The sequence below is a fragment of the Paenibacillus sp. RC21 genome (assembly GCF_044907935.1).
Taxonomy (GTDB): Bacteria; Bacillota; Bacilli; order Paenibacillales; family Paenibacillaceae; genus Paenibacillus; species Paenibacillus terrae_A.
Genome location: NZ_JBIYCS010000001.1, coordinates 100972 through 124478 on the forward strand (window position 1 = coordinate 100972; position 23507 = coordinate 124478).

At 47.9% G+C, this 23507-nt stretch carries 23 protein-coding genes; 16 read left to right on the top strand and 7 right to left on the bottom strand.

Annotated features, from left to right (window positions below; all coding sequences use genetic code 11):
* Positions 1-57 precede the first annotated feature (57 nt).
* Positions 58-702 carry an O-methyltransferase gene (locus tag ABIA61_RS00500; protein ID WP_404520966.1) on the top strand — a complete coding sequence of 215 codons (645 nt, stop codon included), beginning with the start codon at positions 58-60 and terminating at the stop codon, positions 700-702.
* A 124-nt stretch (positions 703-826) separates the two neighbouring features.
* Here ABIA61_RS00500 and ABIA61_RS00505 read toward each other — a convergent pair whose 3' ends face one another.
* Positions 827-2047: an MFS transporter gene (locus tag ABIA61_RS00505; RefSeq protein WP_044646322.1), complete on the bottom strand. Its 1221-nt coding sequence runs from the start codon at positions 2045-2047 to the stop codon at positions 827-829.
* A 230-nt stretch (positions 2048-2277) separates the two neighbouring features.
* Between ABIA61_RS00505 and hemE the strand changes: the two genes are divergently transcribed.
* The 10 genes from hemE to ABIA61_RS00555 all read left to right on the top strand — a co-directional run bounded on the left by hemE (position 2278) and on the right by ABIA61_RS00555 (position 13862).
* Positions 2278-3324: a uroporphyrinogen decarboxylase gene (hemE, locus tag ABIA61_RS00510; protein WP_404580181.1), complete on the top strand. Its 1047-nt coding sequence runs from the start codon at positions 2278-2280 to the stop codon at positions 3322-3324.
* A 31-nt stretch (positions 3325-3355) separates the two neighbouring features.
* Positions 3356-4297 carry a ferrochelatase gene (hemH, locus tag ABIA61_RS00515; protein ID WP_283655458.1) on the top strand — a complete coding sequence of 314 codons (942 nt, stop codon included), beginning with the start codon at positions 3356-3358 and terminating at the stop codon, positions 4295-4297.
* A gap of 7 nt (positions 4298-4304) precedes the next feature.
* Positions 4305-5750 (top strand): protoporphyrinogen oxidase, encoded by a 1446-nt coding sequence (hemG, locus tag ABIA61_RS00520; RefSeq protein WP_283655459.1) that lies wholly within the window; start codon positions 4305-4307, stop codon positions 5748-5750.
* 156 nt (positions 5751-5906) lie between these two features.
* Positions 5907-7394, top strand: a complete 1488-nt coding sequence (locus tag ABIA61_RS00525) for a CapA family protein (RefSeq protein ID WP_404580182.1) — start codon at positions 5907-5909, stop codon at positions 7392-7394.
* 74 nt (positions 7395-7468) lie between these two features.
* Positions 7469-8242 carry a glycerophosphodiester phosphodiesterase gene (locus ABIA61_RS00530; RefSeq protein WP_404520963.1) on the top strand — a complete coding sequence of 258 codons (774 nt, stop codon included), beginning with the start codon at positions 7469-7471 and terminating at the stop codon, positions 8240-8242.
* 34 nt (positions 8243-8276) lie between these two features.
* The gene (locus tag ABIA61_RS00535; RefSeq protein WP_404580183.1) at positions 8277-8900 is read left to right on the top strand and encodes a fumarylacetoacetate hydrolase family protein; all 624 of its coding nucleotides are present in this window, start codon (positions 8277-8279) and stop codon (positions 8898-8900) included.
* A 214-nt stretch (positions 8901-9114) separates the two neighbouring features.
* Positions 9115-9921: a DUF92 domain-containing protein gene (locus ABIA61_RS00540; protein WP_283655462.1), complete on the top strand. Its 807-nt coding sequence runs from the start codon at positions 9115-9117 to the stop codon at positions 9919-9921.
* A 17-nt stretch (positions 9922-9938) separates the two neighbouring features.
* A complete protein-coding gene (locus ABIA61_RS00545; protein ID WP_283655463.1) occupies positions 9939-10523 on the top strand; it encodes a TetR/AcrR family transcriptional regulator in 585 nt (194 codons plus the stop codon).
* A 120-nt stretch (positions 10524-10643) separates the two neighbouring features.
* A complete protein-coding gene (locus tag ABIA61_RS00550; RefSeq protein WP_404580184.1) occupies positions 10644-12590 on the top strand; it encodes an ABC-F family ATP-binding cassette domain-containing protein in 1947 nt (648 codons plus the stop codon).
* Positions 12591-12872: 282 nt separating this feature from the next.
* A complete protein-coding gene (locus tag ABIA61_RS00555) occupies positions 12873-13862 on the top strand; it encodes an aldo/keto reductase family protein (RefSeq protein WP_404580185.1) in 990 nt (329 codons plus the stop codon).
* A 20-nt stretch (positions 13863-13882) separates the two neighbouring features.
* On the opposite strand, the gene ABIA61_RS00560 is transcribed toward ABIA61_RS00555, so the two are convergent.
* The 6 genes from ABIA61_RS00560 to ABIA61_RS00585 form a co-directional block, all read right to left on the bottom strand.
* Positions 13883-14782, bottom strand: coding sequence for a LysR substrate-binding domain-containing protein (locus ABIA61_RS00560; RefSeq protein WP_404580186.1), 900 nt, complete (start codon positions 14780-14782; stop codon positions 13883-13885).
* A gap of 72 nt (positions 14783-14854) precedes the next feature.
* Positions 14855-15892: a M42 family metallopeptidase gene (locus tag ABIA61_RS00565; RefSeq protein WP_283655467.1), complete on the bottom strand. Its 1038-nt coding sequence runs from the start codon at positions 15890-15892 to the stop codon at positions 14855-14857.
* Positions 15893-15906: 14 nt separating this feature from the next.
* Positions 15907-16329: a LapA family protein gene (locus ABIA61_RS00570; RefSeq protein ID WP_283655468.1), complete on the bottom strand. Its 423-nt coding sequence runs from the start codon at positions 16327-16329 to the stop codon at positions 15907-15909.
* A gap of 56 nt (positions 16330-16385) precedes the next feature.
* The gene (gene pepF, locus ABIA61_RS00575) at positions 16386-18182 is read right to left on the bottom strand and encodes an oligoendopeptidase F (protein WP_404520973.1); all 1797 of its coding nucleotides are present in this window, start codon (positions 18180-18182) and stop codon (positions 16386-16388) included.
* Between the two features lie 199 nt (positions 18183-18381).
* Entirely contained in the window at positions 18382-18570 is a 189-nt protein-coding gene (locus tag ABIA61_RS00580) for a hypothetical protein (protein WP_025686450.1), read from the bottom strand.
* 7 nt (positions 18571-18577) lie between these two features.
* Positions 18578-18811 (bottom strand): hypothetical protein, encoded by a 234-nt coding sequence (locus tag ABIA61_RS00585; protein ID WP_044646374.1) that lies wholly within the window; start codon positions 18809-18811, stop codon positions 18578-18580.
* 173 nt (positions 18812-18984) lie between these two features.
* Here ABIA61_RS00585 and ABIA61_RS00590 point away from each other — a divergent pair, with 173 nt between their 5' ends.
* The 5 genes from ABIA61_RS00590 to ABIA61_RS00610 all read left to right on the top strand — a co-directional run bounded on the left by ABIA61_RS00590 (position 18985) and on the right by ABIA61_RS00610 (position 23500).
* Positions 18985-19182: a cold shock domain-containing protein gene (locus ABIA61_RS00590; RefSeq protein WP_010348936.1), complete on the top strand. Its 198-nt coding sequence runs from the start codon at positions 18985-18987 to the stop codon at positions 19180-19182.
* Positions 19183-19389: 207 nt separating this feature from the next.
* Positions 19390-20805: an MATE family efflux transporter gene (locus ABIA61_RS00595; RefSeq protein WP_283655470.1), complete on the top strand. Its 1416-nt coding sequence runs from the start codon at positions 19390-19392 to the stop codon at positions 20803-20805.
* 225 nt (positions 20806-21030) lie between these two features.
* Complete coding sequence (locus tag ABIA61_RS00600) at positions 21031-22110, top strand: tetraprenyl-beta-curcumene synthase family protein (protein WP_283655471.1); 1080 nt, start codon at positions 21031-21033, stop codon at positions 22108-22110.
* 23 nt (positions 22111-22133) lie between these two features.
* Positions 22134-23105, top strand: a complete 972-nt coding sequence (gene pfkA / locus ABIA61_RS00605) for a 6-phosphofructokinase (protein ID WP_283655472.1) — start codon at positions 22134-22136, stop codon at positions 23103-23105.
* Positions 23106-23296: 191 nt separating this feature from the next.
* Positions 23297-23500: a DUF3906 family protein gene (locus ABIA61_RS00610; protein ID WP_014280850.1), complete on the top strand. Its 204-nt coding sequence runs from the start codon at positions 23297-23299 to the stop codon at positions 23498-23500.
* The last annotated feature ends 7 nt before the right edge of the window (positions 23501-23507 follow it).

Below are 23507 nucleotides of genomic sequence, written 5' to 3' on the forward strand. Positions count from 1 at the left end.
TACGAAGGACATCGCTTTCAACCTGCGTTATGATAAAGCGAGAAGGAGAGATGAAACGTGGAAATTACACCCAATATGACGCCTGAACAATATGTAGACCAACTGGTACAGGAGGATGAAGCGCTCCGCGGCATCAGGGAGGCCATTGTTGGAGAGGGAATGCCTGAGGTATCGGTGGCTCATCCTTACGGGAAGCTGCTTACCTTTCTGATTGAGGTATCCGGCGCGCAGCAGGTACTGGAGATTGGCGCATTAGGCGGATACAGCGGATTATGTCTGGCCCGTGGGCTGGGAGAAAAGGGACGCATTGTATCATTGGAGCTGAAAGAAGCGTATGCGGCACTGGCACATAGACATATGGAGGAAAACGGTTACGGTGACCGTGTCGAATATCGTCTCGGACCTGCAGCGGACAGCCTGAAGGAGCTTCAGGAAGAGGGGAGGACCTTCGATTTTTTCTTCATCGATGCCGATAAGGAAAATTACCCGGTGTATCTGGAATATGCGATTGCTCTGGCGAATCCAGGAGCCATTATTGCGGGAGATAACTGTTTCCTTCGCGGACGGACGCTTAATACCGACAAGAACGGCCCTGCCGTACAGGCTGTGAGACGCTTTAACGAAACGATAGCTACGGACCCACGGCTGGTTAGTACGCTTTTGCCAGCCTATGACGGATTGGCATTGGCACGAGTAAAATAGGTTGTAATACTACTTATATAGCTATACAAAAAGTAGCTATACAAAAAAGAACCTCCTTGTCCACAAAATTGTGGATCGGAGGTTCTTGTCTGTTCTGGAAGGTTGCCCTTACGAGAGGGCTATTTTACCTGAAATCAGGTGCTGGCTTACGATCGTAGAGCTTCATACGTACCCAGAATATGTTGACGATCAGCAGGACACCTGACATGATGAATAGTCCTTCGATGCCGATAAATCCGGACAGCACCCCGCCAATGACAGCGCCCAGCATATTACCAAGCGACAGCGAGCTGGTATTGAAGCCGAACGAACGGCTTTCCATGCCTTCCGGTGTATACGTGCGAATCAGCGCGTTTACGCTCGGCAGCAGACCGCCCATAAATATACCCATGAAAAAACGAATCGTGACGAGCTGCCACACCTGATTGACAAAAGCCTGTGGAATGAGCATAAGTGCTGTTCCGAGCAGAGCGAGGGTCAAAATGCGGTGTGCCCCGATCTTGTCACTCAATCTTCCAAGCAGCGGCGCAGCGACCATATTGGATACGCCGGTAATGGCTGTAACAAAGCCAGCAATGAGCGCAATTCCTTCTGCCGACCCATACAGCTTTTGCACATATAACGGCAACAAAGATACCGTACTGATCATGGCAAACTGGAGCAGGAACGTTACGGTAAACAGAGCCGGAAGCTGGGGCGTATGGCTTAGCTCCTTTAATCCGGCAAGAACCGAAATTTGCGGTATTCGTGCAGCTTCGGCTTTGCTGAAATCTTCCTTAACCAGAAACATTGCGATGAGAGAGGCTACAAGAATAAGAGCACCTGTAATGTAAAAGATCGGTCTGAATCCAACCCAGTCAGCCAAAAAACCGCCCATCAGAGGGCCGAGAATCGTACCCGCCATCTGACCGGATTGCATAATCCCCATAGCGAAACCGGTCCGTTCTTTGGGTGTGGTACCCGACACCAGAGAAATCGAAGCCGGATTGAAACCCGAAATCGTACCGTTCAGCAGACGAAGCGCCAACAGTTGCCACGGATGGGTGACCAAACCCATGCAGCCGATCACCAGAGCCATACCGAAACCCGAGCGGAGTAGCATTGCTTTGCGTCCATATCGGTCAGCCAGCTTGCCCCATAGAGGCTGGAACATAAATGAAGTCAAAAAGTTTGCGGCAAAAATAACTCCGGCCCACAGCCCGATATCATGTTCTCCCTTCACATGAAGGTCTTGAGCCAGATAGAGGGCGAGGAATGGAGTAATCATCGTAATACCCGCATTGACCAGAAACTGACCGAACCAAAGCACAATGAGATTGACTTTCCACGTCTCCCACGTTTTCAATGTGCTTTCACTTCCTTTCTGTCATTTCTTGCTGATGCAAAACTACTTATCCTAAGTAGAACTTCCCGGAGCTTTAAAAAAGCCATTTCTCTAGTATAGCACACTTCATTGAAACTTTATCCAAATGTCATGGGTTTGTCATGAATTGTCTGCCAGTGGCGGTTGTTACGACTCTTGAAAAAGGGCATAATAAAACACAGTAGTTACGATTCGAACTGGAGGCTGAAGTCATGACCTACAACGATACCTTTATCCGCGCTTGCCGCAAGCAGGCTGTGGATCATATTCCCGTATGGTACATGCGGCAGGCCGGAAGGTATGATCCTGAATATCGCAAAATTAAAGAGAAATACACGTTGCTTGAAATTTGTCGTCAGCCCGAGCTGGCCGCAGAAGTGACCTTAATGCCCGTGCGCAAGCTCGGGGTGGACGCTGCTATTTTATATTCTGATATTATGAATCCGGTGGCCTCGCTGGGGGTTGATTTTGATATTGTCAAAAATATTGGTCCGGTTATTGATAATCCGATTCGTACTGCGGCGGATGTGGACAAGCTGCGCCCGATTGATGTAGAACGAGATCTGGGTAATATTTTGGAAACGATCCGTATTTTGGACCGTGAGCTGGAGGTACCGCTGATTACGTTCGCCGGAGCTCCTTTTACAATTGCTAGTTATTTAATAGAAGGCAGACCGTCCAAGGGATATATCCGCACTAAGGCCATGATGTACGGAGAGCCTGAATTATGGCGTCGGCTGATGGACAAGCTTGGAGACATGGTTATTACATACGTGCGTGCCCATATCGCTAACGGCGGCAAGGCATTTCAACTGTTTGACAGCTGGGTAGGGGCGCTTTCGCCTCATGATTTCCAAACGTTTGTGCTGCCGACGATTACACGTATTTTCCATGAGCTGTCCGATCTGGACGTACCGAAAATTTATTTTCCAGGTGTAAGCTCCGGTGAGTTGCTTCCGCTGCTGGGCGGGGTAAAAGCCGATGTGATCGGACTGGACTGGCGGGTGAGTATACCTGAAGGACGCCGTCGTTTGGGGAATGCTTTTGGTGTGCAGGGAAATCTGGATCCTTACGTGCTCACAGCGCCGATACATGTAATTAAACAGTACGCGAAAACGATTGTGGATGAAGGAATTTTGGAGCCGGGATATATTTTTAATCTGGGTCACGGTTTATTTCCAGAAGCTTCGTTAGATAAGCTGAGAGAGCTTACAGAGTATGTGCACGAGTATTCCCGTTCCGTTTTGACAAAGAAGTAATCAATCCAAAATGTTAAGAGGTGATGTGCTGATGAAAACCAAAGTGGGTGTACTGGTTATGTCCTACGGGACACCGGAAAGTTTGGATCAGGTGGAAGCCTATTATACGCATATTCGTCGTGGTAACGCTCCTTCCCCGGAGCAATTGAAAGAATTAAAGGACCGTTATGAAGCCATTTTGGGCGGTGTATTTCCGCTACGTCAAAATACGGATCGTCAGGTTCACAATCTGCAAGAAACCTTAAATCGGGAAAATCGTAACCCGGATATTGAATTTGTCTGCTATCAGGGACTCAAACATGCCAAGCCGTTCATCGAGGATGGTGTGGAGGCTATGGTGCAAGATGGTATCCGTACAGCGGTAGGTATCGTGCTGGCTCCGCATTATTCCGTAATGAGTGTAGGCACTTATATCAAGCGCGCACAGGCCAAGGCACAGGAACTGGAGCTGGCTATATCGTTTGTGGAAAGCTATCATCTTCATCCAAAGCTGATCAAGACGTTGACCGAACGTGTGAATGCAAAACTGGCGCTTTTCGAAGAGGCAGGGGCGAATCGGGACGAGGTACGTGTATTGTTCAGTGCGCACAGCTTGCCTGAGCGGATTTTGGCGATGGGTGACCCTTATGTAGAACAATTGATGGCTACTTCGCAAGCAATTGCGGATAAGGCAGGAATCACCAACTGGCAGTTTACGTGGCAGAGTGCAGGTCGCACAGCAGAGCCTTGGCTCGGTCCTGACATCCTGGATACCATGCATAGTCTCAAGGAAGAGCAGGTTGAATATGTGCTGACTGCGCCAGTCGGCTTCGTTTCCGATCATCTAGAAGTACTGTACGATCTGGATATTGAGGCGCAGGCTTTAGCGAAGGAACTGGATATGCGTTTCCAGCGGATTGATTCGCTTAACAGTGATCCATTGTACATGGAGACGCTTAGCGATGTCATCATAGACCAATGGAAAAAGGGATGAGGACATTATGGAGCAAAAACTACGCAATATTGTGATTGTAGGCGGAGGATTGACCGGACTGAGCGCAGCTTTTTATACACGTAAAATGTACAAAGAAGCAGGCTACACACCACGGATTACGCTGGTGGAGAAGGCCCCGGTGCTGGGCGGGAAAATCGAAACGTTGCATAAAGACGGGTTTGTGATTGAAAAAGGGCCGGATTCCTTTCTGGCCCGTAAAACGGCTATGATCGACCTGGCAAAAGAGCTGGAGCTGGATCATGAGCTGGTAAGCACGAATCCTGAGGCGAAAAAAACATACATTTTGCATGAAGGTCAGCTTCATCCGATGCCCCCCGGTCTGGTACTGGGAATTCCGACGGAGCTGCAACCATTTCTGCGAAGCGGGCTCATCTCTTTGGGCGGCAAGCTGCGGGCCATGATGGACTTTGTTATTCCGCCTCGGCGCATACCCGGTGATGAAGCCTTGGGTGATTTTATCGAACGCCGATTGGGCAAAGAAGTGCTGGAAAATGTAACCGAGCCGCTGCTGGCTGGCATATATGCTGCCAATATGAAGACGCTGAGCTTGCAGGCGACCTTCCCGCAATTTGCTGAAGTAGAGCAGCAATATGGAAGCCTCATTCACGGGATGATGACCGGAAGAAAGCCAGCCGAGACGCATACAGGCACGAAAAAAAGTGCTTTCCTGACCTTCCGACAAGGACTGCAAAGTTTGGTACATGCGTTACTGAATGACTTGCATGACTGTGATTTGCGTATAGGCGTTGCTGTTACAGAGTTCACAAAGACAGCAGACGGTGAAGGAAGCATCTACCATGTTGTACTGGATAATGGGGAGACGTTGGAGGCGGACGATCTATTTATCACGACTCCGAATTTTGCCGCTGCGCCGTTGTTGCGGGGACATGTAAAGGTGGCGGCACTGGAAGCCGTTAATTACGTGTCCGTGGCGAATGTGGTCATGGCCTTTCATAAAAAAGACATCGAGAATGTCTTTGATGGTTCCGGTTTTCTGGTTCCTCGTAAAGAGGGACGCAGTGTGACGGCCTGTACGTGGACGTCCGCCAAGTGGCTGCATACCAGTCCGGACGATAAAGTACTGCTGCGCTGTTATGTGGGGCGTGCTGGAGCCGAAGAAACGGTAGAGCTACCCGATGATGAACTGACTGCGCTGGTACGTAAGGATTTGCAGGACATGATGGGCGTTACGGCGACTCCACTATTTACGGAAATTACCCGTCTTCGCCACTCCATGCCGCAATATCCGGTAGGACACCCGCAGGCTATCGCCGATCTGCGGGAAGAACTGCGTACAACGATGCCGGGAGTGTATGTTCTGGGTGCCGGCTATGATGCTATCGGCTTGCCGGATTGTATCCGTCAGGCCAAGGAATGGGCCTCTGTCGCCGTCCAAGCTGCGGAACGGGAAGCGGTCGAGGTACAGGTATAATTAAATGAATGGAGCAACTTGAATAACGAACCCTTCGCAATCCCAAGCGAGGGGTTCTATTTATACCAAATTTTGATATATAATGGAGAAGGTGTCAAAAGCGCCGGATCATTTTAGGAAAGTAATGCATATGCAACAGCATAGAAGGAGTGAAGAATGTACCCTCCCAGATCACAGAAAAATGAAGGTCGAAAGAAAGCAAGGAAGCGAAAAATAGGCAAGGCCTGGATCATTACGAATCTTGTCCTGCTGCTTATGATCGTAGGTCTTTTTGGATATTATTACATATTTGAACACAGGGAGAGTAGCTCTCTTGCGGAAAACGCCGGACTATTGCAACAGGAGAACAAGGCCAAAACGGATTCTGCGGGTGGAGGACAGTCTTCTAGCCCGATAAGAGAGAACGTTACAGCCGTTTCAAATGAACAAATGGACGATAGCTCCAATGGAGGCGAGCAAGCTGATGACGATAAAACGGAGCATTCTTCTGATACTGCTACAGATACAGACAGCCGCCCCGTGACAACGTCTGACACAAATATTCCCGAAGGCAACTCGTCAGAATCAGGAGTATCTTCAGAGAACGCAGGGCAATCACCGAACAGCTCTTCAAATAAGGGGGCATCGAACAGCGAGAATTCTGCTGACCCCAACGAATCGGAGCAGGGAAAGAACGTGGCATCGGATGGAACAGCTTCACCGACAGTCACGCTCCATTTTGTAGGGGATGTGCAGTTTTCCGGTAAGGTTGAGCAGCGGTTGGAAAAGAACGGATTTGATTTTCCATATCAATATCTTGGAAATCTGTTTCGCAAGGACGATCTGACGATAGCCAATCTGGAAACGCCGGTTACAACCGGGGGCGTGGGTGCGCTGAATAAAACGTATGTGTATAAGTCTTCTCCCAAGGCGTTGACTGCGTTGGCTGCGGCAGGAATAGACGCTGTAAATTTGGCCAACAATCATATTTTGGATCAGGGCACAGACGGATTACTGGATACGCTGAAATATTTGAAAGAAAATGATATAGCGTATACCGGAGCCGGGCGTAATGCAAAAGAAGCGTATGCTCCGCACTATTTTGAACGTAAAGGTATTAAAATTGCGTTGTTGGGAGCCACACGGGTTATGCCCGAGGCCAACTGGAATGCAGGCGCCAAACAGCCCGGTGTTGCAGGAGCCTACGATTCGACCGCGATCGTGAAATCGATTCGTGAGGCGCGCAAGCAGGCTGATTTGGTTATTATTATTGCCCATTGGGGCAAGGAGCGCGTGACTGTATTGGAGCCTCATCAAACCGAGCTATCGCATGCTTTTGTTGATGCAGGGGCAGATCTTGTAATTGGAGGTCACCCGCACGTGTTACAGGGGATGGAGCAGTATAAAGGCAAATGGATTGCTTACAGCACAGGCAATTTTATTTTTTCTAAATCTACAGTACCAGCCACCTGGGATACAGCGATATTTCAGGCAACTTGTACCCGGGCTGGGGCTTGCAGGATGAAGCTGACTCCTTACCGGGCGGAGCTGGGGCAACCAGTTCCAATGAAGGATGCGGAGGCCGGCAAAATTTTGCAAGGAGTAGCGGCGATGTCACCGGCTAATGTTTCTGTAGGCGCAGACGGTTCAGTAACCGCCCGATAGTTGTCGAAGGAAATCTTTTACACGAGGCTGGTCTGTATTGAGGCTACCACTTGTGGATGGAGGTCATAACCGGAATGGATCATTTGTGCGTGGCTCACCGTGGTTTTTCGGGAATTGCTCCCGAGAACACGTTGGCGGCCTTTAAGCTTGCGATCGATCAGCTGTTTGTGCGCTGGATTGAGCTGGATGTACAACTGTCGAAGGACGGCGTTCCGGTGGTCATCCATGATTTCACGTTGGAGCGCACGACTAACGGCACAGGTCGAGTGAAGGATACGGACTGGAAAGAGCTGAAACGTCTGGATGCTGGTGGCTGGAAAAGCGCGGAATATCAAGGAGAAAGGATTCCTACTCTCGCACAAGTGCTGGATCTGTGTCGTGGCCGCGTATCGCTCAATATTGAGCTAAAAACCGCAGGGGATATGTATCCGGGGCTGGAGAAGGCGGTACTCCGTGAAATTGTGGCGCGGGATATGGAGAATGAAGTGGTATTGACCTCTTTTGAGCGTTCCGCTTTACGTCGGGCCAAAGAGCTGGCTCCAGGTATCCGTACCGGGCTGATTATTGATGCTCGTCCGGATGATCTGGCAAAGCAGTTGGAAGGGCTGCAATGCTCTTTTCTATCCATGGGCTACCCGCGTTTGGACCGAAAGCTGATGAAAGACTTGACCGGACGCGGTATCACTGTCATGGCGTGGACAGTGGATGACCGTAGCATTATGCGAAGATTGGCCTCATTACATCCTGAATTGATGATTTGTACCAATTGGCCGGATCGCTGGGAGCAGGTTTTTTTGCATTCCAAGCACCGGATGTGGCACTATATACGTAATCTATTTATTAAATAATTGGACTATATACGCGGGAAGGGTGACGGTCGTAATGAACGTAGAAATTCGTAATGTCTACTGTGTCGGGCGCAATTATAAGCTGCATGCCGAGGAACTGGGAAATGAGGTTCCTACAGAACCGATGATTTTTTTAAAGCCTTCCCATGCGGTAGTACCGCTGGATGGTGCAACACTGGAGCTTCCTAAAGATCAAGGAGACATTCATTATGAGACAGAGCTGGTCGTGGTGGTAGGCCGTAATTACGAACCGGGTATGTCTGCGGAAACGATTCTGAGTGCATTTGCCTTTGGTATTGATTTTACCCTGCGTGATGTACAAAGCGTTCTCAAGAAAAAGGGTCACCCATGGACGGCGGCTAAAGGTTTCAAATTTTCTGCTCCCGTTACACCGTTCTTGCCTTTAGAGAAACTGGACACGCTGGAGCAGCAGGATTTTTCATTGCTCAAAAATGGGCAGGAAGTACAGCGTGGCCATATCAAGGATATGATTTTTTCCATCGAGCATATCATTGATTACATAGCGACCCATTATGGACTGGGTGAAGGCGATATTATTTTTACAGGCACTCCGGCAGGTGTAGGGCCTGCAACGAGTGGAGATCGCTTCGAGCTATTTTGGGGAACTGACCATCAAGGAAGCTGCACAATTGGTTAAGTTAATTCGTGTGATTGCATCAATTAAGTTGGTTAAAAAGGGAGTTCTCTTGGTAGTTGGGCAGTATGGGGGGATTTCCGCAGGCAAGAATGTAAGGGCCGTGTCCTGTGCCATAGCATGGGACACGGTTTTTATATAAGTGTAGAGCGTTGTACAATAAATTACGAACTGAAAAATGAAAAACGAGAGATTCATTTCAAAGTGGGGGTATATCATGGATTGGATCATCGGATTGCTTGGCGCTGCAGTAGTGGCGGGAGCTGCTTTTTATAAAAAATCCTTAACCTTATCGGGCTTTGCGGCGGCTGTGCTGATGGGAACCGTGTATTATGGTGCAGGTAACCTGTTTTGGTTCGGGACCTTGCTCCTGTTCTTCATTACATCGACCTTGCTGTCGAGGTTCAAAAAGGAGCGCAAGGCAGAGCTTGAAAAATCGTATGCCAAAACCGGAAATCGGGATGCTGGTCAGGTATGGGCCAACGGGGGATTAGGTATGCTGTTATGCCTGTGCTATGCGATCTGGCCTCATGTTGCCTGGCAGTTGGCTTTTGTTGGCGTCATGGCTACAGTCACGTCGGATACGTGGGCAACGGAATTTGGCAGCCTGAGCCGCAAGCCGCCTCGCTCGATACTGAATGGCAAGGTGCTGGCACCCGGAACCTCGGGAGGTGTATCTGTTCTAGGGACAGCTGCGGCCTTGGCTGGGGGAGTTCTGATTGGAATAGGAGCATGGGTCTTTGGACACGCCATAGGAATGCCAGGCTTGCCGCTATGGCTGTGGGCACTGATCGGCGGAATATCTGGTAGTGCGGGGGCCTTCGCCGATTCCTATCTCGGTGCTACGGTGCAAATGATGCGTTCCTGCACGGTTTGCGGCCGGGAAGTAGAGGTAGACTCGCACTGTGGACAACCGACGGTCTATGTGCGGGGCTGGCGTTGGATGAGCAATGATAGAGTGAATAGCATCAGTTCGATTTTCGGGGGGCTGGTCGCTCTGGCAGGCATTCTGTTTATACTCTAGTACAGGGAGGTGCGAAGATGGGCGGTATACATGGAGATAAATATGAGGCCATTTTGGACGCCGCTTACACAGTCTTCGGCACCAAAGGCTTTTATGAAAGCAAGATTTCCGAGATTGCAGAACAGGCGGGTGTCGCCAAAGGCACGGTATATTTGTACTTCAAAAGCAAAGAACAGCTGTTTACAGCGGTCACGCGCAGAGATTGCGAGCAATACCTGGCTGAAATGCAGGGCGCATTGGCTAACCGCGCTTTGGAGGAGGGACTGCTGCGAATGGCAAATCTGCACTTACATTACTACTACAAGCGCAAGCAGCATACCAAGTTGTTTTTTATGACCCCGAACAATGACCCTGATTTAATGGAGTTTATGCGCGGATTTATTCAGGATTATACCGATATGGTCAAAAACAAACTGGCTTTGGAGGGTGTGCAGCAGCCTGAGCTTCATGCGAAGGCTTTCATTGGCATGATGGAGCGCCTCAAAATGGACATTTTACTGGATAAAGATTTCTGTGAATGCGATGTGGATCAGACGGCTGAATTTGCGACTAACTTGTTTATGTACGGCTGTGAAGCCGGCAGCGGGATACGCAGATCGTGATATTGTAAAGCTAGAAACCGTACTGACTTCGTTCAGATCACGGTTTTTTTAATCATTTGGTGTGACTGTGTTAAAATAAACAAGATGCATCACAAAATAGGGGAAGAGTAGGGAATCCGTATGAATATTATGACCGTTGAACATATAACGAAAAGCTATGGCGAAAAAATGCTGTTTGAGGATGCTTCCTTTGGCATGGATGAGCGTGACAAAATAGGAGTGGTCGGTGTGAACGGCACTGGGAAATCGACGTTTTTACGCGTGATTTCCGGCTTGGAGCCACCGGATGATGGCAATATTGCGGTCAACAACGGTGTACGCATTCAATATTTGGCGCAAAATCCGGAGTTTGACCCCGAGGTGAAGGTACTCCAACATATTTTCCACGGCAACCAGCCGGAAATGAAGGCGGTGCGCGAATATACGGAAACGATGGAGATGCTGGAGCTGAATCCGGGCAGCGAGGAGCTTCAAAACCGCCTGTTGCGGGCAAGCCAGCAAATGGATACGCTCCAGGCATGGCAGTTGGAGAGTGAGGCCAAAAACATACTGACCCGGCTGGGTATTACGCAGTTTGAGGCACGTCTGGGAGTGCTCTCTGGTGGACAGCGTAAACGTGTTGCTTTGGCAGCAGCTTTGATCCAGCCCTGTGAGCTACTCATTCTGGATGAGCCTACCAACCATATTGATAATGAGTCGGTTGAATGGCTAGAGCAGTATTTGCAGAAAAGACGCGGCGCGTTGCTGATGATTACGCATGATCGCTATTTTCTGGATAGAGTGGCAACTGTCATGCTGGAGCTGGATCATGGTCGACTTTTCCGCTATGAGGCCAACTATACCCGTTTTCTGGAGCTAAAGGCGGAACGTGAGGAACGGGAAGCATCTTCGGAGCAAAAACGGCAAAACCTGTTGCGCAATGAGCTAGCCTGGATTCACCGGGGGGCAAAAGCCCGTTCGACCAAGCAGAAAGCGCGTATTGAACGATTTGAACAGCTTAAGGATCAGCAGCCGGAAGCCCGTTCCGGGTCTGTAGACATGTCGGTAGCCTCGACGCGTCTTGGTAAAAAAATACTGGAGCTGGATCACCTGTCCAAATCGGTAGGTTCCCGTAAGCTGATTCAGGATTTGAGCTATATCGCTGTGCCCGGTGACCGGGTCGGGATTGTGGGTCCCAATGGTAGCGGAAAATCGACTCTGCTCCAAATGATTGCACAGCGCGTAGAACCGGATTCAGGCAGTGTGATTGTGGGACCGACCGTGAAGCTCGGTTATTTTACCCAGGAGCATCAGGAAATGAACGAATCGCTGCGTGTCATCGAATACATTAAGGAAGAAGCCGAAGTGATCCGGACAGCAGATGGTTCGGCTATTACAGCCGCGCAAATGCTGGAGCGTTTTCTGTTTGCGCCAAGCTCGCAATGGACGGTCATTTCCCGGTTATCAGGGGGCGAGAAACGGCGCTTGTACCTGCTGCGTGTGCTGATGTCCGCACCGAATGTACTGTTACTGGATGAACCAACGAATGATCTGGATATTCAGACTCTATCCGTGCTGGAAGACTATCTGGATGAATTTCCGGGTGTTGTTTTTATCGTTTCTCATGACCGGTATTTCCTGGACCGGACAGTAGACAAGGTACTGGCATTCGAAGGAGAAGGACAGGTACGTGTGCATGTGGGCGATTACAGCGAGTATGCAGAATGGATCAGTAAAAATGCTCAATCCGCTTTGAATCCGCCTGTCCCCGCGGGTACTTCTTTTGCTCAGTCTTCCACGTCTAAGTCTGCGGATGCTTCGGATTCAGTTAAGGAGACTAGCAAAACCAGGCTTAAATTCACCTTTAAGGAACAGCGGGAATATGAGCAAATTGACGAATTGATCGAACAGGCTGAGGAGAAGTTGGCTAGCATCCAGCGACAGATGGAAGAGTCTTTCAATGATTCCGCACGACTACAAGAGCTTATGGCTGAGCAAACAAAGGCCGAACAGCATTTGGAGCATCAAATGGAGCGCTGGACCTATCTGAACGAGCTGGCCGAGCAAATTGAACAAAGCAAATCTTAAAATACGAAACAAGTATATTGCGTGAATCGTTTTTCCGTCGTTACTTAAACAAGCAAGTCTCCGTTAAGCACTGGAGACTTGTTTTTTCGTATTTATTCCAGTACATCGGTCGTGGAAACAACTCATGTCCTGACTTGGAAACTCGAAGCTACCTATCATTATGCAAATGTATTGAATGAATTAATTAATATGTTTTTCGTATTAATAATCAGTTTATTATATATTTCTAATATTAAAATTTGCTTGCTATAATCAAATTTATATGGAAGGGAGGCATTCAAAATGGAATATCGTAAACTTGGAAAAAGCGGCTTGAGGGTAAGCGAGATAGCATTGGGGAACTGGATAACCCACGGTGCACAAGTGGATGACACCACGGCGAAAGCATGTGTCTATGCTGCATTAGATTCAGGAATCACAACGTTTGATACCGCTGATGTTTATTCAGAAACGATGGCGGAAACGGTTTTAGGTCATTCTTTAAAGGGAATACGACGTGAAAGTATTGAACTATGCACAAAGGTTTTTCATCCAACAGGTACCGGACAGAATGATAAAGGGCTATCCCGCAAGCACATTATGGAGGCCTGCCATGCTTCCCTTCGACGCTTGCAGACGGATTATATTGATGTTTATTATGCACATCGTTTTGATCCAACCGTATCGCTAGAAGAGACATTTTTGGCATTATCCGATTTGGTTCGTCAGGGGAAGGTTTTGTATGTAGGGGTGAGCGAGTGGACAGCAGACCAGATAAAGCAAGGAGCGGATTTAGCGAGAGAACTAAAGGTCCCCTTCGTGGCAAGTCAACCCCAATATTCCATGCTCTGGCGTATTATTGAAGCTGAAGTGATTCCCGCTTGTAAGCAGGAAGGAATTGGACAGGTCGTTTGGTCACCTCTGGCACAGGGTATTCTTTCTGGGAAATATGCAGTAGACAAGCCGCTTCCCGAGGGTTCACGTGCTTCTACGACAGCAGGTTCACCATTTTTCGAACGCTTGGCCGGGCAATGGTTACGTAAAGAGGTCCTTCAGGCAGTGGAGCTGATCCGGCCGATTGCACAGGAAAATGGTTTGACGCTACCACAGCTTGCAGTAGCATGGGTTTTACAAAACCCGCAAGTGTCCTCAGCTATTATCGGTGCTTCCAAGCCAGAGCAGGTGAAGGAGAATGTAAAAGCTGCGGGTGTCCGTCTCGAAGGGGAGATTATGAGACAAATTGACAGTATTTTAAACGGCGTTGTTGAACTTGATCCGAGTAAAACGGGTTAAGATTAGGCGCTGATGGTAGTTTACATGCCTAATTGCTCACTACAAGCTGTTTCTTCAACCACCTCCAGAAAACGAGTCAGAACAGCGTCATACGCATCTGTTTTCCATGCAGCGTAAAGTGGGACGGACGGAGAATCTTCGTGAAAAGAACGAAATACGACATCACTGCGTTGGAAAACAGAAACGGAAGAGGGAACAATGGATATGCCTATACCAGCAGCTACCAAGTTAACGATTGTATACATTTGAACGGCTTCCTGTACGATTTGGGGCTGGAAGCCGTGTTGTCTGCAAAAGTCTAATATGAGGTCATGAAAAGACGCTCCCATATGAGGTGGAGACAAGATAAAAGATTCTTCCGCTAAAGAACGTAAAGACAAGGTTAAGTGGTGGGCTAGCGGGTGTGTTGCGGGAAGTACGGCGATGAGTGATTCGTTGGTGTAGAGTTGAGAGGTGATATGTATAGATGGATCTGCCCAGCGCAGGAAGCCCACATGAACTTTGCCGTCGTGTATGGCTTTCAGTTGTTGGGCAGATGTCATTTCAAACAACGTAAGCTTCACGTCTGGAAAACGCTCCCGGAATTTCTTTAAGGCGTTAACCATCAGACTGCCAGATGCCGAATCAACAAAAGCGATGGATAAATGTCCGAATTTCCCCTGACTTGCAAGCTGTGTCATTTTAATGGATTTTTCCAATTGAGAAACCATGTTTCTGGATTCTTCTAAAAAGATGGCTCCTGCGGACGTAAGTCGAACTTGCCTTTTGGTTCGTTCCAAAAGTTTCACGCCAAGCTCTTCCTCAAGGCTTTGGATTTGTTGGCTCAAGGGGGGCTGGGTGATATTCAGTTTTTTTGCAGCACGATTAAAATGTAGTTCTTCTGCGACTGCGATAAAGTAACGTAGTTTCTTCAGATCCATAGTTGTGATTTCCTTTCGCCAAGCCTTCGCCGACCTATTCTCAGTGGAACAGGTCGGTCGTCATTGTTCGGATTAAACCGTCACATAAGCGGCAAGCAGACGAGCAGTGTTCACCACAGCCTGCTTGTGCGTACGCTCCATCGCATGGGAGGCGTGTACGCCAGGGCCGATCAGCGCAGCACGGATATTGTTACCTGCTTTCAGCGCAGCCGAAGCGTCAGAACCATAGTGCGGATAAATATCAACCTCATACGGGATATTCAGCTCCTTGGCCAGCTCAATCAGACGAGTCGTCATGTCATAATCATAAGGTCCGGAAGAATCCTTGGCACAAATGGATACATCCGTCTCCTTGCAGCTCAGATCCTCGCCTATGCAACCCATATCGACGGCAATCATCTCGCTGACCCCTTCAGGGATGTAAGCAGCTCCGTGACCGACTTCCTCATAGTTGGAGATGAGCAGCTTAACAGTATGACGGGGCTTCCAGTTTTCGCGTACAGCGGATTCCAATAAACCAAACAGCGCAGCTACGCTGGCTTTATCATCCAGATGCCGCGACTTGATAAAGCCGCTGGGTGTCACGACCGGACGGGCGTCAAACGAAATAAAATCGCCTACCGCAATGCCGAGCTGGAGCACATCTTCTTTGGACTCGACAAGCTCGTCGATCCGCACCTCCATATGGCTTTCCTTGCGTTCAAAGCTGCGTGCATCATCATAGACATGCACAGACGGATGGCTCGACAAAATCGTGCCTGTATACGTTTGTCCGCTTCTGGTATGAATAAGGCAGTATTCGTTCTCGATGCTGTTCATCATGAAACCGCCGACAGATGTCAGCCGCAAGGTGCCGTGACTGGTAATCGAGCGTATCATTGCGCCTAATGTATCCACATGCGCGCTCAGCGCAACTGTACGGTCTTTTTCATGGCCCTCCAGGGTCAAGATGGCACCGCCTTTGGCGTTCCATTCTATGGGCATCCCAAGGCTTGCGGCTTCCTTACGGATCAGTTCCATCACATGATGTGTGTAACCGCTGGGACTGGGGGTGTTCAATAGTTGATTCAGAAAGGTCATTATATAATTCTCATTCAGGTGAATCATCATGTTGTTGCTCCTCCTCATTTGGACAACCGGTCAGGGTCAGAGAACGTTTGCTCTGTAACCTTGTCGGATGTAGACACCGCGCTGGACGAACCCGTCGTGCCATAGGCCGTATCCGCATATGCTTCCACAACGGGTGTGTGCTCTTCTTGCAGTGTATGAAGCTGGGTGGTCAGACGTTTGATTTCTCTCTGAAGCTTATATTGACGGAAAATACCGAAGGAACCGACGATAAGCCCTCCAAGAAGAGTGCAGCCGAGAATAAGTAAAATCAAAGGAACGTTGACCGTACGAAATAGTAGATTTACTTGGACCGATTTCACGTTAATGACAGCGAATACAGCCGTTAACAAAGCAATAACAAGAGCTGCAATCAAAGACCATTGTGTTTTCAAAATGCCACCTCCTTCCGCTACATTATAAAATCCCTTGCCCGTCATGGACAAGGGATTTATCCGAGCATCGTTTCAATGCCAGATTCTAATCGTGTATGGTTTTACTTTCCGGCGGTCAGCTTTTCCATTTCCGTAATAACTTCCTCGAATACGCTCATTGCTTCGCGAATCGGTTGCGGAGAGGACATATCCACGCCGGCCTTCTTCAAAATATTAATCGAATAATCGCTACCGCCGCTCTTCAGGAATCCTAAATAACGGTCAACGGCTGGCTGGCCTTCTTCCAGAATCTGTTTCGAGAAGCTGGTTGCCGCAGAGAAGCCGGTAGCATATTTGTAGACATAAAAGCTGTTATAAAAATGGGGGATACGCGCCCATTCCATTTCAATGTCTTTGTCTACTTTCATGCCAGAGCCGTGATATTTCACATTCAGATCATAATAAATCTCTGATAGAAGCTGCGGTGTAAGGGACTCTCCCTGTTCTGCCCGCTCATGTACGATTTTCTCAAACTCCGCAAACATCGTTTGACGGAATACCGTCGTGCGGAATTGGTCTGCATAGTAGGTAAGGAGGTACATTTTCTCTTTTGGATCGGTGGACTTTTTCAGCAAGTAGTCCATCAGCAACGCTTCATTCGTTGTCGATGCTACTTCAGCCAGGAAAATGGTGTACTGGGCATCCCGATACTTCAACGCATTATCCGAGTAATACGAATGCAGCGCGTGTCCCATCTCATGAGCGAGTGTAAACATGCTGTTCAGGTTATCTTTATGGTTCAGCAGCACATAAGGGTGAGTGCCGTAAGCACCCCAGCTATATGCACCTGTACGTTTATTTTCATTTTCGTACACATCAATCCAGCGATCATCGTAGCCTTTTTGCAACGAAGCCAGGTAGTCCTTGCCCAGCGGCTTTAGACCTTCCTTCGTTTGCTTTTTAGCATCTTCAAACGAAATGTCGAGCTTGTATTCGTCCACAAGCGGAGCGAACAGGTCATACATATGAAGCTCATCCACACCCAGCAGCTTTTTACGCAGCTTGATATAACGGTGCAGCAAAGGCAAGCTTTCGTGAATGGTGTCAATCAGATTGGTATACACTTCTTTTGGGATATTGTCACCGTATAACGACATTTCCAGTACAGAAGGGTATTTGCGAATATTAGAATAAAAAACATTTTTGTTCACATTGGCACTCAGTGTGGAAGCAATCGTATTTTTATTTTTGGCATACGTATCATAGACCGCTTTAAAAGCACGCTCACGAACTTCCCGGTGCGGACTTTCGAGAAATTGAATATAGCTGCCATGTGTTAGCTCAACCTCTTTGCCGTTTTCATCCTTGATTTTAGGGAATTTCATATCGGCATTGTTCAGCATACCGAAAATGGTTTGCGGTGCTTGAGCCAGGTTACCGACCTGTGCGAGCAGGGCTTCTTCCGACTTACCCAAAATATGCGCTTTCTCCCGTTTCATTTCCTGGAGCGTAAAGCGATAATCTGCCAGCTTCGGATCTTCAATCAAGGCATCGAGCTGATTGTCGGGCAGCGCCAAAATTTCAGGTGTCACGAAAGACAGGGCTTCACTGACCTCAACGCCTAATTTTTTGGCTTTTTGCGAAAGGCCCTGATATGTAGGTTCAGCGGTATCCTCGTCATGATGTAGATGGGCGTACACGTATACGCGCTCGGTTTTGAGCGATAGTTCATCTTCCAGCTTAAAGCAATTGACAATCACTTCGGCTGAATTCAGCTTGCCCTGGAATTGTGCAGCCTTTTTGGCTAGTTGTTTAACTTCTTCGTACTCTTGATCCCATGCTTTGCGGTCTGGAAACAGATCTTCTAGCTTCCAGGTATTTTCCGCAGGCGCATCTGCGCGTTTTACGATTTCACTCATGGAGAGCCTCCTCTGATCGAACGAAATGTGGGGTGGGGCTGCGGCGGTACGGGGCGGCTGCCAAAACGAAGAAACCGCCACGCTGACCGTGAGCAGCAGAGCAAGAGGTTTTGTGGCATGCATGTAACGGCATATCCTCCTTATACCATGGCTTGTTATGCCATAGTATGACCTCCTGCGCCCAAAAGTATAATTTTCTTTACCTTGGGTCGGAACCTATATTTAATAAGCTGTATACAATAAGATAAAAGGCAAAGCAAACCATGATTACGGCAGTGAGGGCCATCCACTTTTTGAGAGGAGCCGGTAACGTATCACGTTTCATGATCAGCACTCCGCCCAGCGTAAAGGCCAGAATAATGAAGATGAGAAAGCTATTGGATACCATGAATGCGCTATACCTGTTTGAAAGCGTTCATGATCTGCTGCCACTCTTCCTCGTTATCTTGAAAGGACTGCTTGGGAAACCGATTTTGAGCCCAATGCATCAGCGCCGGACGGCTCAAAAACGTGTGGGCTTCTTCGCCCCAGTCATCGGATATTTCCCGTAGAACGATGTAACGGCCCTGCACCTCGACAGTCATCATGTTCCAATTGTCTTTTTTGTATATTTCGTGTTTTTTCATCATATGCATGTCTCCGATTTTAAAGATGTTTTGGTTCATGATACCGCAGTTTCCGCCGCAAAAGCAAATCATTCCAGCCTGCAAAAGCCCTCAAAACATCAATTGCATTGTGAAAAAGCATGAAGTATAATATGGATATTCGCCATAGATGGCGGTATTTTTAGGAGGTTGTTCACTTGAAAGGTACAGTAAAATGGTTTAACGCAGAAAAAGGTTATGGCTTCATCCAAGTGGATGGTGGCGAGGACGTATTCGTACATTTCTCCGCAATCCAAGGCGACGGCTTTAAGACTTTGGAAGAAGGTCAAGCGGTTGAATTCGAAATCACTGAAGGTAACCGTGGGCCCCAAGCAGCTAACGTAAATAAACTGTAAGTGTAACTGAATTGTAAGAAATGTTCCGTTTATGCGGATGTCTTATATATTACGGTTAAACGATGAATTGAGAGCGCAGTTCCTTAAAATTTAAGGGACTGCGCTTTTTTGCGTAAAAAAGTTTATGATATGAGAAAGCTGAACTGGAATAGGGTATTATACCGTAATGGAAACAAAACATTCGTTATTATTGAAGGAGTTGATAAGATGAGCGCAGCAGAGGCGAGTCGTAAACCTTCTTTGACCGAAGGTCCAATTGCCAAAACACTGTTTTTATTCTCCTTGCCGATGCTGTTCGGAAACGTGATACAGTCGCTGAATGGAACGATCAATTCGATCTGGGTCGGCAAGTTTCTGGGCGAGGCTGCATTGACCGCCGCTTCCAACGGAAACATTATTATGTTTTTTCTCATCAGCGCCATCTTTGGTGTCACCATGGCTGCCACTATCATGATCGGACAGAAGATTGGTGCGGGAGATGTCGCTGAAACCAAGCGTATAGTAGGCACAAGTGCAGTCTTTTTTCTTGTACTTGCTCTGGCTGTAGGCATTATTGGATTTTTTGGATCTCCCTGGATTCTTCGTGTGCTGAACACACCTGCTGAATCTGTGGATATGGCAATCACATATACGCGTATTATTTTTGCGGGCATGCCTTTTTTGTACGGTTATAACTATATTATGACCGTGATGAGAGGGGCGGGGGATTCCAAAACACCATTTTACTTTCTACTCGTTTCTGTCGTACTGGATGTGCTGCTCAATCCGCTGTTAATATTTGGATGGGGACCTATACCCGCGATGGGCATCGGGGGTTCCGCAGCGGCTACACTGATCGCTCAAGGGGTCAGCTTTGTGCTGATTCTCATTTATCTTTACCGTGTAAAATACTTTTTGCGTATTACATCTTCAGAGCTTCATTTGCTGAGATTCGATTGGGAAATTATTGGGACCTTAATCCGTAAGGGAGTGCCTATGGGTCTGCAAATGATTGCTGTCTCCTCCAGTGCAATTGCGTTGATGAACTTGATTAACGGATACGGGACAGTGGCGGCTGCGGCTTATACTGCAGCAAATAACTTGTCCAGCTATGTGCAGATGCCAGCCATGGCGCTGGGTGCTGCTGTGTCTTCCTTTGCGGCACAAAATATCGGGGCTGGGCGTTGGGATCGGGTGCGCAAGATCACATGGATTGGAATTGTGTACAATTTTGTACTGACTGGTGGATTAGTAGTATTGATTTACATCTTCAACCGGGAGGCCTTGCTGATGTTCCTTCCTTCTAGCGGCGGCGCTTTGGAACTGGGGATGCGGATTAATCTGATTACGTTGTGGTCTTTTGTCATATTCGGTATTACAAATGTCATTACAGGGGTTGTGCGATCTACGGGTTCCGTAGTCGTGCCACTTTTAATTACCATCATTTCATTATGGGGCATTCGTATTCCTATGGCCTATGCGTTCGTCGATGAATATGGTCTGGATGCTGTATGGTGGAGCTTTCCTGTCGGTTTTGCCATCTCAGCAGTAGCGGTCATTTTCTATTATGCTTTTGGAAAATGGAAGCAGGCCAGCATGGGGGATGCCTTTCAAGGCTTGAAGCCCGTAGAGGATGAGGGATAGGCAGGGCTTTTAACCTATTTTGAATCAGGGTAAATTTTGTTTAATTTCAATTTTTGTGCATTTGATCATGACAGCTATAAAGATTTTTTTTGAAAATGGCTCATTTTTCTTAAATATTAAAGAAAAAGTGAGGTTGTTCATTTGTGCTAAAAGGACGATCATATTATAATGAGTATGGTTTGGATAGGTATAATTACGTAGACAACAATGTGGAGGCACCGTCATTTGAGTTATGTTGAGCAAGGACGTTATCAAGTTCCGAGAGGCCCCATAGGTCTAATGAGCCGAATGTACAAGCACATTCTCCCTGAAACGAAGCAGGAATTGGGAAATTGGAAACACAAGGCTAAACAGATTCCGGATCCCGAGCTGAGAAGTCAGGCACTTGCAAGCATAGCAGAAAAGACGTTTCACTGTGTAGGCGGGGCGGTTTATGCCGCAGGGAATATGTCTGCCCGGCAGACGTTAATTCCGCTTATTGTGGCGTACCAGACGATTAGCGATTATCTGGACAACCTGTGTGATCGCAGCACGTCCATGGACCCGGATGATTTCAGGCTGTTGCATCAGTCTATGCTGGATGCGGTCAACCCGGCAGCCAAGCCAGTGAATTATTACGCTTTGCGTCGTGAGCAGGAGGATGGCGGTTATTTGACCGGGCTGGTGACAACCTGTCAGTCTTGTGTAAGCAGGCTTCCGGGCTATGAGGCGGCAATGCCTTACGTTCAGGATCTGGCGGGATTATACACGGATTTGCAAGTTTACAAGCACATTAAACCCGAATTGCGCGAACAAGCGCTATTGGATTGGTGGTCGGTTCATAAGGGCCGTACACCGGAGCTGCGCTGGAACGAATTTGCTGCGGCTACCGGTTCAACCCTGGGGGTCTTTATGCTGTTTCTTGCTGCCAGCGACCGGCATCTCACGGATGCGGGGGCTGCCTCAATACATGCATCGTATTTTCCACATGTGTGCAGTCTTCATATTTTGCTGGATTATCTAATCGATCAAGACGAAGACCGGAAGGGCGGAGATCTTAACTTCTGCAATTACTATGAAGATGCCGACATGATGCTGGACCGGATCGCCTACGTTGTGAATCGGGCGCGGGTTGATATTGCAGATGTCCCTGCCAGCTCCTTTCACCGGATGATTATCGAGGGATTGCTGGCGTTATATTTATCCGACCCCAAAGTTAGCGAGCAGCAGGAAGTGCGCGCGGTTTCGAAACGTTTAATGAAAAACAGTCCGCTCATGCGTTTGTTTTTCTTATTAAACAGTCGATGGATAAGAAGGCTTTTATGAACATTTTGAGGAGGTCATAAATCATGACAGCAGTTAAGAAAATCGCAGTATTAACGAGTGGTGGAGATTCACAGGGGATGAACGCCGCAGTTCGCGCCGTTGTGCGCAGCGGCTTGTATTTTGGACTTGAAGTATTCGGGGTTCAGCGCGGATATCAGGGCCTGCTGAATGATGATATTTTCCCGATGGATTTGAGAAGTGTCGGAGATATTATCCAACGTGGGGGTACAGTACTTCAATCTGCAAGATGCAAGGAATTTACGACTGAAGAAGGGCAGAAAAAAGGCGCGCAAATTTTGCGTAACCGCGGAATTGATGGCGTAGTCGTGATCGGTGGCGACGGTTCCTATCAAGGGGCTAACAAACTGACCAAGCAAGGAATTAAAACCATGTGTCTTCCGGGTACGATTGACAATGACATTTCCTTCACCGACTATACGATTGGTTTTGATACGGCGGTTAGTATCGTAGTGGACGCCATCAACAAACTGCGTGATACGATGTCATCCCACGAACGTTCTTCTATCGTAGAAGTTATGGGACGTCATTGCGGCGATATTGCTTTGCATGCAGGTCTGGCATCCGGCGCAGAAACGATTTTGGTGCCCGAAGTAGAGTTTGATCTGAATGAAGTATCTGATCGGATGAAGCAAAACTTTAAGCACGGCAAACGCCACAGTATCATTATCGTTGCTGAAGGCGCAGGCAAAGGTGAAACCGTAGCACAGGTAATCCAGGAAAACTGTCCGGATTATGAGCCGCGTGTAACGGTGCTTGGACACATTCAACGTGGAGGCACACCAACCGCATTTGACCGTAATCTGGCAAGCCGTTTGGGTGACTTTGCTGTTCGTCAATTGATTGAGGGTATATCGGACAAGGCTTGCGGAACGATTGATGGCAAGCTGGTAGCCACTGATATTGACAAGGTCGTAAATACGAAAAAAGAATTCAACATGGAGCTTTACGAGCTGGCTTTGCGCTTGTCCCAGTAATGAATAGCCGTTTTATGTAACAAATTGATTCACATCTAGGAATTCTTAAACTCATGCGGATGACCCCAGTCATCCGCTTATTTTTTAACATGAGGATTTTGCAAAAATCCAAGAAGCGACCTGTAATTGGAGCGCTGGAATCAAATTTTTCAAAATCCTGACATTTAAAGCAGATCTGGAGGAAATAAACCATGTATTTGTTCAAAATCGAAGTGGACAGCTCGGAAGGAGCCTTAACTGTTATTCTCGTTGCGGAAAATGAGGAGCAGGCATTTCAGGCTGTGGATCAGCATGTGGAGAGACATTTTCTGTATCCTCCGAAACTGAACGAAGTAGCTATTGTGGAGAAAAAAAGAATAACTTCGGGTACTGCCTATGTCATGGAAACACGCTGATACACGC

Bases quoted from the DNA above. Each gene is read 5' to 3' on its own strand.
- hemE (WP_404580181.1), top strand. From the start codon at position 2,278: ATGACCTACAACGATACCTTTATCCGCGCTTGCCGCAAGCAGGCTGTG.
- hemH (WP_283655458.1), top strand. From the start codon at position 3,356: ATGAAAACCAAAGTGGGTGTACTGGTTATGTCCTACGGGACACCGGAA.
- hemG (WP_283655459.1), top strand. From the start codon at position 4,305: ATGGAGCAAAAACTACGCAATATTGTGATTGTAGGCGGAGGATTGACC.
- ABIA61_RS00525 (WP_404580182.1), top strand. From the start codon at position 5,907: ATGTACCCTCCCAGATCACAGAAAAATGAAGGTCGAAAGAAAGCAAGG.
- ABIA61_RS00530 (WP_404520963.1), top strand. From the start codon at position 7,469: ATGGATCATTTGTGCGTGGCTCACCGTGGTTTTTCGGGAATTGCTCCC.
- ABIA61_RS00535 (WP_404580183.1), top strand. From the start codon at position 8,277: ATGAACGTAGAAATTCGTAATGTCTACTGTGTCGGGCGCAATTATAAG.
- ABIA61_RS00540 (WP_283655462.1), top strand. From the start codon at position 9,115: ATGGATTGGATCATCGGATTGCTTGGCGCTGCAGTAGTGGCGGGAGCT.
- ABIA61_RS00545 (WP_283655463.1), top strand. From the start codon at position 9,939: ATGGGCGGTATACATGGAGATAAATATGAGGCCATTTTGGACGCCGCT.
- ABIA61_RS00550 (WP_404580184.1), top strand. From the start codon at position 10,644: ATGAATATTATGACCGTTGAACATATAACGAAAAGCTATGGCGAAAAA.
- ABIA61_RS00555 (WP_404580185.1), top strand. From the start codon at position 12,873: ATGGAATATCGTAAACTTGGAAAAAGCGGCTTGAGGGTAAGCGAGATA.
- ABIA61_RS00560 (WP_404580186.1), bottom strand. From the start codon at position 14,782: ATGGATCTGAAGAAACTACGTTACTTTATCGCAGTCGCAGAAGAACTA.
- ABIA61_RS00565 (WP_283655467.1), bottom strand. From the start codon at position 15,892: ATGATGATTCACCTGAATGAGAATTATATAATGACCTTTCTGAATCAA.
- ABIA61_RS00570 (WP_283655468.1), bottom strand. From the start codon at position 16,329: ATGACGGGCAAGGGATTTTATAATGTAGCGGAAGGAGGTGGCATTTTG.
- pepF (WP_404520973.1), bottom strand. From the start codon at position 18,182: ATGAGTGAAATCGTAAAACGCGCAGATGCGCCTGCGGAAAATACCTGG.
- ABIA61_RS00580 (WP_025686450.1), bottom strand. From the start codon at position 18,570: ATGGTATCCAATAGCTTTCTCATCTTCATTATTCTGGCCTTTACGCTG.
- ABIA61_RS00585 (WP_044646374.1), bottom strand. From the start codon at position 18,811: ATGATGAAAAAACACGAAATATACAAAAAAGACAATTGGAACATGATG.
- ABIA61_RS00595 (WP_283655470.1), top strand. From the start codon at position 19,390: ATGAGCGCAGCAGAGGCGAGTCGTAAACCTTCTTTGACCGAAGGTCCA.
- pfkA (WP_283655472.1), top strand. From the start codon at position 22,134: ATGACAGCAGTTAAGAAAATCGCAGTATTAACGAGTGGTGGAGATTCA.
- ABIA61_RS00610 (WP_014280850.1), top strand. From the start codon at position 23,297: ATGTATTTGTTCAAAATCGAAGTGGACAGCTCGGAAGGAGCCTTAACT.